The following is a 14,045-nucleotide window of genomic DNA, read 5'->3' as shown; positions in this document are numbered from 1 at the left end:
CCACTGTCAAGTTTATTTACGACTTTTTGCTAATTTTGTTCGACGAGTATTTTATGAGGCAGATACAAAAGCTTAATAGTTGAGCCTAACTAACTGTTTAATCGAAATTAAACTAACAGGTCATGTTTCTCGGGTCTGCAAAGAAGCATGTTGCAAAAAAGGCATATTAAATGGTGACGCTGGAAGAGAGATGGAAATGTAAGGTATAGGGGGAAAGAAAAAACCACCCATTGGGTGGCTTTAGTATTAACATATAAACCTGATTAATTATGCAGGTTGAGCATTCTGTTGCACCTGCGCAGGACGCAATTGTAAAGAACGAACAGGCATGTCTGTTTTAACCGACAACTCAACTAAACGATTCAACTGACCTAAAGACAGAAGCATTGCATAAATAGCGCCAAGGAAACCCTGCTTGTGCAAATCGAGTATCACTTCATCGGACAATGCGTGTAGTTTTTTCTCGCTTACTGCATTTATACCAGTAATATTGCGGCTTTGACCACTTTCATATTGAATACCAATCTGTACTTCTTCAAGTAATTCAAGCTCAACAATTTTGGCTATAAAACGTTGGTTTAGCATTTCGCTATTTGCCAGTTCAGCCAAAAACTGCTGACGATTCTTTAAGAATTCTGATGCTTCACCTTCTTTAGTAAACAAAGTTTCACCTTGCTCGCCAATCATGTCACTGTTTTCGTCGATAAATACACCTAGTTTGTCACCATCTGGGCGAATATCGAACGGGTAACGCTGGATATTCAAGGGCACATGCGGCCCCTGCCATTTGTCATCAGCCCAAAATAAGTTTTTGCTTTGCTCGATACCTAACATTGCAACTGTATGTGTATTTTTTGTGTTGGGATCTTCGATAAAGAAGATAGGCATTGTAGTCGCAAGTTGTGCAAACTCTCTGATAGTTGCAGCGGCTAAGTGTGTGTCTTTAGCGTATTCAAAACTAACTTTCGGAAGCACCTTTAGTGCACTGTGCTTGTCTTTATCAAGGGGGATATAATTGATGGCCATGTTGTATTTACTTCTCTGTAATTTAGAAAAATATAAAGCATCGCGACTTTCCTGCGCGTTTGTTTTATATTTGGTAAAGCTTATTTATTGTTCAACAATAAATAAGTCGAAAATTGGAAAACCAAAGCTAAACAGATTATACCGAAAAAAGGGGTGGCGTCATCCTGTAACTTTTATTTAACAACTATGAAGTGGTAGCTTAAGTAGTTTTTTCAAGGGTAAGATCAGTTAAAAATATAAAAATTTTTATAAAAGTTGTTCACAATAAATACGACTAAATAAGACCAGGGATAACTCAGTGATAGAGAAAAAGAAGATTGTGTTTTTAATATGCTCGTTTTTGGCTTTAAGCGCCTGTACTGCGACTGTTAAAGAACAAGAAACAATCAAAGAAAAAGCCAATAGGATCGCACAAGACACTATCATTTTAGATGGTCATATAGATGTGCCCTATCGAGTTAACAATAAATGGGTGGATGTAACAAAAGCGACAAAAGGCGGAGATTTTGACTATCCTCGTGCAGTTAAGGGGGGCTTAAATGCACCTTTTATGTCGATTTATGTGCCCGCGAGCCTTGATAACTCTCCTCAATCAACCAAGTTGGCGGACCAACTAATTGATTCCGTAGAGGCTATCGTCGCTAGGGCGCCAGATAAATTTGCGATAGCTTACAGGGTAACAGATGTCGAGCAGCACTTTAAAGCTGGTAAAATTTCTTTACCAATGGGTATGGAAAATGGCTCACCTGTGCAAGGAAGTCTCGATACGCTAAAACATTTTTATGACCGAGGAATTCGTTACATCACACTTGCTCATAGCCAAAGCAACCACATCAGTGACTCTTCATATGATCTTAGGCGGCAATGGAATGGTTTGAGCCCGTTTGGTAAAGAAATGATCAAAGAAATGAACTCCTTAGGTATTATTGTCGATATTTCTCATGTTTCAGATGCAGCGTTTTATCAAGCTGTTGAGTTAAGCCAAGCCCCTGTGTTTGCTTCTCACTCCTCTATTCGAAAATTCACCCCCGGATTTGAAAGAAACATGGATGACGAGATGATAAAAAAGCTGGCAGAGCACGATGGCGTGATTATGATCAACTTCGGTTCAGGTTTTGTTAGCGGTATTGCTCGCAAATGGCGAGATGAAAGAACTAAACAAGCTAACGACTTAGCATCAGTGTTTGGTGCTGATAGTAGAGAAGTTAAAGACTTTATTACTAAGTATAATGAAGACAGCCCTTATCCCTTTGCTACTTTAGAGACAGTACTTGATCATATTGACCATGTCGTCGCACTTGTAGGTATTGAGCATGTTGGGATTGGTTCAGATTATGACGGCGTGGGAGACTCGTTGCCTGTTGGACTTAAAGACGTTTCTACGTTTCCAAATTTAGTAGAAGGTTTGTTAGCGCGTGGGTATAGTGAAACAGACATCAAACTCATTTTAAGCGGAAATGCATTGCGCGTGTGGAAAGCGGTTGAAGCATTTGCAGACCGCCCATGAATCATCGTAACCAGGCTTAGCTAGTATGCCTATTCAAGAAGTACATCATCATGTTGAGCATATTTCTATGTAAGGGGTTAGCTTCCGGTATCGCACATTTTTCGTATTCCTTGACCATTGATTTATTAAACTTCATCGCTACGATTTGAATTGAAGATATGGGAAGATCAGCATGGCATAGTTCATAGCTCTCATCGACTTTAAATAGACTGTGCTCACCGCTCACATTCTCCATCAAGTATTCAACTCCTTCAATCAAGGTTGTTTTATCGGAGGCGGAATGAGCGGCATAAATAGGGACGTTTAGCGCACTATTATCCTGATTTTTGAGGTCGATTAAGTCGCGAATATCGTTAATTACATCCATTAAAACCAAAGCGCTATACAAGCCTACTCCAGGATACTTGTATGGATTCGGCCCCTGACTTTGATATTCTCCGTCAAACCACTTCGCTACCCATTTAATCCCCCAAACTTTTGACATTGACTCGGCATTGTCAGCCAACTGAAGCGCGCCAGAAAACAATAGCAAACCGGCAACATCATCTGGATTGTTCAGCATGTAATGAGTAGCAAAAGCTCCACCAGTTGAAAACCCACCAATAAATAGAGGTTCACCCAACTGTTTCGCCAAATTAATTAGTGTTTGAGAGTGAGTTAACCAACGTTGTTTTAGATGAGGATCTTCCATATCAGCATCCGCATCGAATTTTCCGTGACCTGGCGTTAAGCCCACAATGCTCGTAAAGCCTTGTCGTTGCAGGTGCTCTGCGATAGACCGTAGAAAAAAGGGGGAGTCGCTTAAGCCATGAAAAAGTACAACTGTCGCTTTTGAGTTATCAGCATATAAAACATAAGGAGCATTACCTTCATTTTTCAACACTTTAGAACAAACTTTCAGTTCTCCCGATATCTGTTTAGTGCAGGCTTGAATGCTGCCAAGTTCAGTCTTGTATAATGCTTTAAAGCCGTCATTGAAAACTGCTCTTTGCATTGACTCGTTATTTGATTCACCATGTGATGAAAATGAGAGTACAAAAGCAAACACAACCAAAAGTGTCGTTAATACAGATAGTTTCAAGGCGTTTTCCTTATCGAAAAGCACGACAATGACACATGCCGTGCTGAAGAAATAGCGGGTACTGATTTAGCTCAAAAAAGCTTCTAAATCGTCACTTCCACCAATATGTTTACCACCGATAAAGACTTGAGGGACAGTTTCTCTGCCAGAAACAGCCTTAAGGGAAGTTAAAGTTGCATCTTGTCCAAGTACAATTTCTTCATACTCAAAACCGGCATCAGACAGCATCGCCTTAGCCTTAACACAAAACGGACAACCTGGCTTGGTGAACAAAGAGACCTCTTGAGGGGCGGCCATCTCGGGCGCAAGATACTTGAGCATGGTATCCGCGTCAGATACTTCAAACGGGTCACCTGGTACGTTTGGTTCAATAAACATTTTCTCAATAACGCCGTTATCGACCAACATTGAGTAACGCCACGATCGTTTACCAAAACCAATATCATTTTTATCAACTAGCATCTGCATTGCATCTGTGAAGGTTCCGTTACCATCAGGAATGACCGTGATATTGCTAGCTTCTTGATCCGCTAACCAAGCATTCATGACAAAGGTATCATTAACTGACATACAGCAAATTTCATCAACGCCGAGTTTTTTAAAGGTACTCGCCAATTGATTGTAACGAGGTAAATGCGTCGAAGAGCAAGTCGGTGTAAATGCACCTGGAAGCGAGAACAAGATAACTTTTCTGTTTTCAAAAATTTGCTTTGTCGAAAGTTCTTTCCATTCATCACCCGCGCGAACCGGCCAAGTTACTTGTGGAACCGTTTTGCCTTCTTGATTTGGTAACTCAATGTCTGCCATTTTATATCTCTTTGTGTTTAATAAAAAATAGAGTGTAGCTAATAAGCCAGAAAACTCGAATGATTGTTTGGCTTAATTACTACTCTTCAAATCGTCTAGACGATATTTGTCAATAAGCGCATATAGTGTTGGTCGTGTTACCCCAAGCAACTCTGCCGTTCTTGACATATTTTGCTCAGATTGATGAAACGCACGTCTAATTGCTTTACTTTCGGCTAATTCACGAACTTCACGCAAATTAAGCGTGACTTGTTCTGTTTCATCATTTGATAACGAAAGCCCTAAATCGTCGGCTTCAATCAAAGTACCTTCAGCTAATACAACTGCAGACTTAAGCTTATTCTGCAGTTCCCTGATATTACCTGGCCATTTATGAGCGAGCATGGCTTTTATCGCTTGGTCACTAAAGCCTTTGACCTTGTTTCCGTATTCTTCTTTGTATTGATTAAGAAAGGTTCTGGCTAAAAGCACAACGTCTTCATCACGGTCTCGAAGAGGCGGAATTAAGATGCTGATTTCACCGACACGATAATACAAATCCTCACGAAACGTTTCATCTTTGACCATACCAGGCAAATCTCTATGCGTTGCGCAGATTACACGAACGTCAACTGATATTTCTGATCGCCCACCGACTCTTTCTATTACGCGCTCTTGTAAAAACCTTAACATTTTGGCCTGAAGACCTAGCGGCATATCACCAATTTCATCTAAGAATAGCGTACCGCCTTTAGCTGTTTCGACCTTACCAATTGTCGTCTTATTAGCGCCCGTAAATGCGCCTTTTTCGTAACCAAATAACTCACTTTCTAATAAGTTTTCGGGGATAGAAGCACAGTTAATAGCGACAAAGCTCTTGTCTTTGCGTTGACTGTGCTCGTGAATACTTCGCGCAAATACCTCTTTACCCGTTCCACTTTCACCGAGCAATAAAGTAGTAATATCAGTAGAAGCAATTTTTTCTGCTTTTCGACTAATTCCTTGGATTGCCTCACTGTTACCTATAATCCGCCCCATGGAAGGCTTCGATGCACTCAAGAGGCGATTTTCATTTTCCAGACGCGTCAAGTTTAGGGCGCGTTGGATAAGGATATTAATCGTGTCAGAATCAATAGGCTTTTGATAGAAATCATAAGCCCCCATAGCAATAGCTTTAAGGGCATTATCTTTGTCATTATTGCCCGTCACTACAATAACTTTGGTTAATGGTGCAAGCGACAAAATTTCTTGGAGTGCTTGTAGACCTTCAGATGCATTATCTGGATCAGGTGGTAAACCCAAATCAAGTGTCACAACACTTGGTTCGAAGCGGCGAAGTTGGCTGATAGTACTTTGCCTATCACTGGCAAAGACGACATCAAAATCGCTAAGCGCCCACTTTAATTGTTTTTGAATACCCAAGTCGTCGTCGACGACTAATACTTTGTTCATGTGCTTCCTTTTACTAATTCATAGGCAACTTTATTGTAAACTGACTACCGTTATCGACTTCACTTTCGACTGATATACTACCTTGATTTTCTTCAACAAAATGTCTTGCGTCGTATGCTCCAATGCCCATTCCTGTATTACCCTTTGTAGTATCAAACGGCTTGAAAAGTCGCTCTGCTATAAACTGCTTACTCATTCCCTCACCGGAATCCTGCACTTGTATAACGGCAAACGCTTGGTTTTGTGAAGAAACTTCGTCGTTTTTTATCAAAACATTGACGTCTCCATCGTTTGGAGTCGCTTGCTGTGCATTGCTAATAAGATGATACATTACATTACTCATTTTTTCGGAATCAATTGTGAGCTTTACTTCATTTAACACCGTGAGCCTGGGTATCGGTTTTAGGTTTTGACATTGTTTATCAATCACCTCACGCACTAGCTTACTTAATTCGACTTGCTTCATCCCCGCGCCCTGACTAATTTTCTTTTCAGTTAACTGAGATAACATTTTGCCTATTCGAATTTTAGTATATTCGAGTGTTTCAAAGGTGTCTTCTATAAATTCTGGATTGTGCTTATGTTGTTGCGCGTTAGTCAAAATAAGGTCAACTTGTGCCATTACATTTTTCAAATCATGAAGGACGAAGGCTGACATTCGACTGAATGCTGCAAACTGTGCGTTCTCTGCTAGCGCTTGTGCATTTTGATAGTGAAATATGTAGTTTGATATCTGACTTGTGACCGCACTTATATAATCCCGCACTTCCCAATTCAAAAATGGCTTTTTAGCTTCTTCTGTTTGTAATTCGACAACTCCCCATAATTCCTGCTGATAGAACAGCGGTATAAAAAGTTTATTTGCATCCTTTTTTAAAGTCTGTTTGATTGTATCTAAACCTTCATAGCGAGCAGGAAAGTACCTAAGTTCTTGCGTATCGACTATCCACCTAGTCGTTGTAATAAAAGCCAGTAATTCGTTTTGTTCCTTTGCGCTAAGGTCGATAAATAAGGGAGCCATGCCTTTTGTAGTAAGCGGTGTTAAAACACTATTTTTATATTGATATAAAGCGCCTGACTTTAGCCCTAACGCTTGTATAAAACCTGACAAGGCGGCATCGTAAACATAGTTTTCTGAGAGAGGTTCGTCAGATAATAAATTACTTAACTTCACCCACTCAACGCGATAGTCGAACTGATTAGCATAGAAATGCTTGGCAATAAACACCCGAAGCTTGGTTCTAAATTGCTCAGAAATAAATACTGCAACTAGCAATAATGCTGACATCACAATCAATATCAGCTGTAAGGAATAACTCCACTCTCCGCCTAGATACTTTACCAAGTAGCCAATCAGCGCCATCACAAACAAATAAGCGCCAGCTAACATTAATAGCGAGCTGTGCAAGACTATATCCCTACTGATATAAATTGACACGCCCCAAGTATCAATTCGCCTTATCGCTAAGACTAAAAAAGGCAAGGTAAGAAGATAAATGTAACCTCGCGCTTGAACGTAGCTAATGCCAAGTTGTGAGACCATACTTGCGTTTGCATAGGTTACAAAATCAAACAGCGCCAGTGCACCAAAAAAGAAAACCAATGGTTTCATTTGCCACTTCTGTTCTGCTGATTGTCGATAAAGCATTTCCATGAGTATTAAAATGGATAAGGCAACAATCATCAATGCAACATACATCCATAAAAAGAAACTCGGCATTAAAAACAGAAGAAGAAATGGGATGGTCGCTAGCCCTAAAAAGCAAAGTGATAAAGGACTTACTAAAAATGACAAAGCAGAATCATTTTTATGTTTGAGGCATGAAAGAGAAAAAGTCACAAACACAAAAAGCTTCACCGAATCGTAAAAAAGAACGGCGGATAAGTTTTGAATCCCATGAAACAGACTTAAGTGCAGAGCAGACCAAGCTGCCCCCGTGATGGCAACTAAAACTAATAATACTTTGTTTAATCCACCTTTTACGCCTGTAACAGAAAGCAGAAAAAATAAGCCAATATACGAAACGGCAGAGAGGGCGTAACCTAAGTCAGAAAACATTGTCTAACGTTTTTGAACTAATAGACTACCAATCGAATAGCCAGCCCCGAAGGAACACAAAATTCCGTAATCACCACTTTGTAAATCTTTATTATTCAGGTTAAAAGCAATAACGGAGCCTGCTGAAGCAGTATTTGCGTAGGTATCTAAAACAATTGGGGCTTCTTTTTTGCTGGCGTCTCTGCCAAGTAGCCGTTTACTAATTAGTGTATTCATATTGATATTCGCTTGATGCAGCCACCAGCGCGTTAAGTCATTTGGTGTCAAATCGTGACTCAACAAATGCTCTTTTATATGTTCGGCGGCCAAGGGACAAACGTCCTTAAAGACTTTACGCCCTTCTTGATGAAATAATTTATCAGCGGCATAAGGGTCATTATCGTGAGCTCTATTCATATAGCCGTGATTAGAGCGAATATTATTTGAGAATTTAGTGAAAGCCTTCGTGCTTAGTATGTTATAAGCGTTGTCGCTGTTTACTGTTTCTTCGTTTTCAAGCACCACGGCCGTTGCGACATCACCAAATATGAAGTGGCTATCTCTATCTTTATAGTTAACTTGCGGCGATACTAATTCAGGGTTTATGACTAATACTGCATTTGCGGTTCCCGCTTTTATCATCTCGTACCCACGGTGCATACCAAATGTTGCCGCGGAGCAAGCGACCAGCATATCAAAGCCAAAACCTTCAATACCTAAGGCTTCTTGCACTTCAATAGCAATCGCCGGGTATGAACGTTGTGTATATGCACAAGAAACAATAACTGCATCTATTTGATCAGCCTTTTTACCGGCGGCCTTTAGGGCTTTGTTTGCTGCTAAAACTGCGATTTCCGCTTGCTGAGAAAGCTCGTCGTCAGCCCGTTCAGGAATGATTGGACGCATGCGATTAATATCTAACACGCCTTCCTTTTGATAAATATACCGACTTTTAATGCCTGAGGCCTTTTCAACAAAATCTGCACTCGATAACGGCTTTGCTTGAATTTCGCCTCTTTCAATTTCAGACGCATGCTCTTCGTTATGCTTTTTCGCATATGCGTTGTAACTGTCAACTAATTCTTCGTTCGAAATGCTGAAATCGGGCGTCCAAAGCCCTGACCCACTCAATACAACTTGGACTGCCATGCAGTAAATCCTCTTATTTTAGTTTAGCCAACAAGGTTATCCTTTAATGATTAGTTTGTCATGGATTAGTAGCGTCTTAATACGAAAAAGGGTACTTGATAGTACCCTTTTAAATTAGCATTAGGAGGAAAATTATTTTAGTTAGGCATAACTTCCCAAACTGTAACCGTACCGCTGACTTCATTACCCACAACCAGTAGAGCGTTCCCACTCGCACTTTGTTCAGCAGGTACGAACTTAAGGCTTTCTGGCGCAAGGTCTCCGATTACATCACCGGCATCTAAGCCTTCAGTAAGGTTTCGGTTGATCACGTAATCAGCGAAAAATGCGTTATAAGGGTTGGTAATATCGTAAACAAATATTCCTCCCATACGCTCTAAGCCAACAAATGCGTACATGCGATCATTTACCATGCCTACCGTAAGCGCTTCCGGTTCTGGCCCTTTGTTTTCTGAGCGAGAGTCACCTTCATTCTCATCGTCACCATTATTGAACGCTTCTCCATGAATCGAAGCGGTGATGCGCTCTAAGTCATCGCCAGAATCGAAGACGACCAAACCGTTTTGGTCCCAAATGGTGAAAGAACGAGAACCGTAGGCATAGGCTTCTGTATATTCGCCATCACCATCTACGTCACCTAAAGCATTGGTCACGCGTAAATCATCTATCTCGCCAATTGCTTGTAGTGCTTCCAAAGCTGAACCAGGTTCTGCGTTTAAATCCTCAACCTTTACTTCATCGGTGAACGCTAAACAACCGTCGTCTTCGTCGAAATCTTGGCCATTAGCCGCCGTACATGCAGCTTCGTCTTCAACGTCAAAGAAATACTCTCTAGCATCACCTTCATTCGCTGTAATTAAAAACGTCGCATCTTTCCACTCAAAATTGGCAATAGTATCAGGCATATACACGCCATATAGACCTTCATATTGACCAAAGCTAACCGTTCCGTCTTCTTGCGCATCAATATTGAGCCCTGACCAATTTTTAAAGCCAAGTCCAATGATACTAACGCTCAAGTCGTCTAAGTTTAAGATGGCTAGGCCATTGTTTTCCTGAAGTGTGATATAGGCTGTACTGTCGGTCGTTGTTACATATTCAGGTTCAAGATCTTGAGCAACACTTGTTTCAATGAGGTTGCCGTTAATTGTACGACCACTTGGATTTGGAAAGCTCATGCCTTGGGCGCTTAAGCTTGATTGTTGATCATTAAATGAAGCTAAGCTAACCGTATCAGCTACTTCTTCAGGTTCGCCGCTAGCAAGTATATCAATTACGGATATACTGCCCTCAGGGTCGATTGAATAATCGCTGTTTGGTTCACCTTCATTTGCGACTACTAACTTTCCACCGTTTGGAGTAAAGGCAATAGAATCTGGCAGCGCTCCTACTTCAACGCTATCGATAAAAACGGGTGCACCATTATCTAAACCGTTGTAAAACAGCACATACCCGTTATCTGTTTTCTCTGCTGCACTAACAGCAACCGCCAACAAATCGCCAGAAATCGCAATACTAGTTAGACCGCCCAATGCAATACCGTCAGCAGCCTCTGATGGCAAAGTCAGCGAAGTAACACTCAAATTAGCTGTGTTAATAGGATCACTCATTTCGACACTAGTTACACCGTCAGCAGCAATAATAGCAATAGAGTTTGTTGCTGAGTTAGTCGCGTATATAGTTTGGCTAGCTTCGTGGTATTGTACGATCTCTGCAGCACCTGACGCACCCAATGAAGCTCTTGCTACAACCGCAAGCGATACCCCGGTTGAAGCGTCCTGACCATCCTGACCATCTGAACCAGGTGCTCCATCTGAACCCGTATCCCCTTGTGGGCCTTGCGCGCCAGTTTCGCCGATTTCGCCGTCATCCCCATCCAAGCCACAACCAGATAGGCCTAACCCTACAACGACGGCTAGCAAAGCGAGTTTAAATTTAGAGTGGTTCATAAAATATCCCTTTAAATAAGATAGTGTAAATGTGCGCCAGAGCACCGTTTTATTTTTAATTCTTAATGTACATTTGCCATACTAACGCGATATCACGAAGTAGCGCAAAGCTGAGATTCGCATTATTAGTGCGAAATATGACATTCACATGAATATTTGAACATTTGGGCGAAATTTTTAGATACTTAACTCGCTACTAACTTTCTTTTTTTAAGAGCTTTAGCAATAACAGTACACAATACTTTTGCATCAAAGGGCTTAGTTAATAACTCACAGAGCCCATGCTTAAACCATACAGCATTGTCCACTTCAAACGCGTCGGCAGTCAACGCTATCACTATTGGCATCGTCTTCTCAGCAAACATAACCTTAATTTGTTCAGTTGCTTCGATACCACTCATTTTAGGCATATGCTTGTCCATCAAGACAATGTCGATATCATTATTCTTAGCGACTTCTTTGACTGCTTCGTAACCATTGTCGGCAGATAAAACGGTTGCGCCTCTTTCTACCAGCATCTGCTCTGCAATTTCACGATTAATATCGCTGTCATCTACCACTAAAATTTTGAGACCATCAAAGTTCTCAAGTGACAACTCAGCTAGTTCTGCGATATCTGATACATCTACGTCTAGCGGCTGAGACTTAGCCACTCCTAAATCAAAAGAAAATTCCGTACCGCTTTCATTGGACTCTAGACTAATGTCAATTTTCATCAACTTGCACAAACGTTGGACTATTTCTAACCCTAATCCTGTGCCTTTTCCAAACCCGGTTTGTGTGTTTGACTCTTGTTGATAAGCATCAAAAATGGAACTGACATCCTTGATCCCAACACCTGAGTCGATCACGCTTATATAGATATTTTGTTCTTTCTGAAACAACTCAATCGTGACAAACCCGTCGTGAGTGAACTTAATTGAATTAGAGATAATATTGCTTAGAATTTGTATCAACCTGGCTTTATCACAGACGATGTAATGTTTATCTGATAGCTTATTCGTTATTGTAAACGCAAGGCCTTTATCAATTGCTTTTTCTTTGAAAAGTCGGTGAACGCTTTCGGCGATCTCAATAACGCAGCTAAGTTCCGAAGTGATCGTCAATTGAGTCTCATTGAGTTTAGCTAAGTCCAAAACATCATTTAACAAAAATAACAGTTGTTCAGAGTTTTCAATCACTTTTTCGACTTGTTCAAGTGCAGATTGTGAGTCAAGCTCTCGCTTCAAGAGATTCAAAATCCCCAAGATACCATGCATCGGTGTTCGTATTTCATGCGAGACTCTTGCAAAAAATTGATTTCGTGAGCCTAGGGCGTCTAGCGCATCAATTTCTGATTGTTTTTGTTTAGTGATATCGGTCTGAGAAGCAACAAAGGTGATTGGACTGCCGTCAAAATCAACATCGGTGATAACACCTTTCGTAAGCATGTAGCGCCAGGAACCATCAATATGGCGAACACGAACGACAAGATCAAAGCTCTCTTTTTTTCCCGTTAAAAATTGCTCGAGTTGATTTTTAAACTCAAAGAGGTCATCGGGGTTTATCATCGCAAACAGGCGCGTAATTGTAATAGTCGGTAAATCCCTTCCGAAACCCAATATAATGCTCCAAAATGAGTCGCATGATACCGCACCAGTTTTAACGTTTAGTTCCCATGTCCCTACTCCCGATGTCTGCATCGCAAGTTTCATACGCCTAGAAATGTTATTTAATTCTTCTTGAGTTTTTACGATCTCAGAAGCAACAACCAACTCAGCCATAAATGAAGTTGGATAGCCTAATTCGTCTCGTTTAATAGTGGTTGTTTGACGAATCCAAACTAACCCGCCGTTGGCATCCTTGACTCTAAATGGCTCGTGTTTGATTGTTTCGTAAGTGGTGTCTTCTGACGCAGTAGCTAGTTCTGCTTCAAAGTTAGATAAATCATCTTCTAGGATAAGAGAGGAAAAAGAGATAGCCCCACTTGCAATTAAATCATGCCTGTAACCCAAGATTTTGGCTATATTGCTGGAGACAAAAATTAAGCTAAAGTCAGGTAACGGCCCCCAATGACAGAACATTGTGCTGCTTTTGGTGGTGATAAATTCCCAAATGTCGTTATCTATTTGCTTCAATGTCCCACTCTGTTGTCACACGCTTATCTTAAGCTTATCGGCAGAGGTAGCAGGGGTGCAAGTAATTTACCAATATGTCTAAACAGTTGCACACGTGTAGTCCCCGTTCGCCAAACCAATCCAATTTCACGGCAAGCAGCATCATGGTTTGGCATGCTAATCACTTCTGTGCCTTTTAGAATATCTTTATTAAGTGCTAACTCTGGTAAAAATGTGTAACCCATCCTGCTATTGACTAGCGATACTAGGGTATACAGACTATTTGCCGTTAGCGAGCTTACTTGCTCTTTATGCTGAAGGCTACAAGCACTTACAGCATGCTCGGTTAGGCAATGTTCTTTTTGCAATAAAAAAATACTATCCTTTGGCAAAGTATCAATGTCTGAGCTATTTTTGAGAGTTTGTGCTTGTGATTTATGCGCAATCAGGTGGAAAGGGTCTTGTGCTAATCGCATTTGCTTACAACCTGGAGTGTGCATTGGCAACGCTAAGACAAGCACGTCTACCTCGCCATCGCCTAGTTTTTCTAATAGTCTATCAGTTGTGTCCTCTTGAAGCTGTAATCGCAAGTCTGGCAAGTCCGAAGACACCGAGGTAATAAGATCCTCAAACAAAAATGGGGCTATGGTAGGGATGACACCTATTCTCAAGGTACCCGTTTTCCAATCTCCTGCAGATTCAGCAAATTCAATCCATTCATGAGTTTGACCCAGCAATTGTTTGCTTTTTTCAACTAATGCTTCACCAAAATCAGTGAATACAAACGCCTTATGTTCTCGCTCCAACAATTGTTGTCCAACTGTTTCTTCTAAATTCTGTATCGCCGCACTGAGTGTAGATTGGCTTACATTACATTTTTGAGCAGCTCTGTGAAAATGCTGTTCTTTATGAAGAACGCAAAAGTAATGTAGATGTTTTAAATTTGGTAATTTCATAAACG

General features: G+C 40.9%; 10 protein-coding genes. 1 reads left to right on the top strand and 9 read right to left on the bottom strand.

The annotated features are described in order from the left end of the window. Positions 1-267: 267 nt before the first annotated feature. Entirely contained in the window at positions 268-1,026 is a 759-nt protein-coding gene (locus KUL10_RS14610) for a SapC family protein (protein ID WP_110429689.1), read from the bottom strand. Between the two features lie 298 nt (positions 1,027-1,324). Here KUL10_RS14610 and KUL10_RS14605 point away from each other — a divergent pair, with 298 nt between their 5' ends. After that, positions 1,325-2,533 carry a dipeptidase gene (locus tag KUL10_RS14605; RefSeq protein ID WP_373415191.1) on the top strand — a complete coding sequence of 403 codons (1,209 nt, stop codon included), beginning with the start codon at positions 1,325-1,327 and terminating at the stop codon, positions 2,531-2,533. A 16-nt stretch (positions 2,534-2,549) separates the two neighbouring features. On the opposite strand, the gene KUL10_RS14600 is transcribed toward KUL10_RS14605, so the two are convergent. From KUL10_RS14600 to KUL10_RS14565, 8 genes are all read right to left on the bottom strand, one after another. After that, entirely contained in the window at positions 2,550-3,614 is a 1,065-nt protein-coding gene (locus KUL10_RS14600; RefSeq protein ID WP_110429688.1) for a carboxylesterase, read from the bottom strand. Positions 3,615-3,680: 66 nt separating this feature from the next. Continuing rightward, positions 3,681-4,421, bottom strand: coding sequence for a glutathione peroxidase (locus KUL10_RS14595; protein ID WP_110429687.1), 741 nt, complete (start codon positions 4,419-4,421; stop codon positions 3,681-3,683). A gap of 72 nt (positions 4,422-4,493) precedes the next feature. Then, positions 4,494-5,852, bottom strand: coding sequence for a PEP-CTERM-box response regulator transcription factor (prsR, locus tag KUL10_RS14590; RefSeq protein WP_110429686.1), 1,359 nt, complete (start codon positions 5,850-5,852; stop codon positions 4,494-4,496). A 13-nt stretch (positions 5,853-5,865) separates the two neighbouring features. Further along, positions 5,866-7,911 (bottom strand): XrtA/PEP-CTERM system histidine kinase PrsK, encoded by a 2,046-nt coding sequence (gene prsK, locus KUL10_RS14585; protein ID WP_110429685.1) that lies wholly within the window; start codon positions 7,909-7,911, stop codon positions 5,866-5,868. A 3-nt stretch (positions 7,912-7,914) separates the two neighbouring features. Then, positions 7,915-9,039 (bottom strand): beta-ketoacyl-ACP synthase III, encoded by a 1,125-nt coding sequence (locus tag KUL10_RS14580; protein ID WP_110429684.1) that lies wholly within the window; start codon positions 9,037-9,039, stop codon positions 7,915-7,917. Between the two features lie 137 nt (positions 9,040-9,176). Next, positions 9,177-10,988 (bottom strand): choice-of-anchor I family protein, encoded by a 1,812-nt coding sequence (locus KUL10_RS14575; protein ID WP_110429683.1) that lies wholly within the window; start codon positions 10,986-10,988, stop codon positions 9,177-9,179. Between the two features lie 185 nt (positions 10,989-11,173). After that, entirely contained in the window at positions 11,174-13,105 is a 1,932-nt protein-coding gene (locus KUL10_RS14570) for a PAS domain-containing hybrid sensor histidine kinase/response regulator (protein WP_110429682.1), read from the bottom strand. 23 nt (positions 13,106-13,128) lie between these two features. Then, positions 13,129-14,040, bottom strand: coding sequence for a hydrogen peroxide-inducible genes activator (locus tag KUL10_RS14565; RefSeq protein WP_110429681.1), 912 nt, complete (start codon positions 14,038-14,040; stop codon positions 13,129-13,131). Positions 14,041-14,045 lie beyond the last annotated feature (5 nt).

The sequence above is a fragment of the Glaciecola sp. KUL10 genome (assembly GCF_003203515.1).
Taxonomy (GTDB): domain Bacteria; phylum Pseudomonadota; class Gammaproteobacteria; order Enterobacterales; family Alteromonadaceae; genus Glaciecola.
Note: the sequence above shows the minus strand (reverse complement) of the source record. Positions and strands in the feature narration are given on the sequence as shown.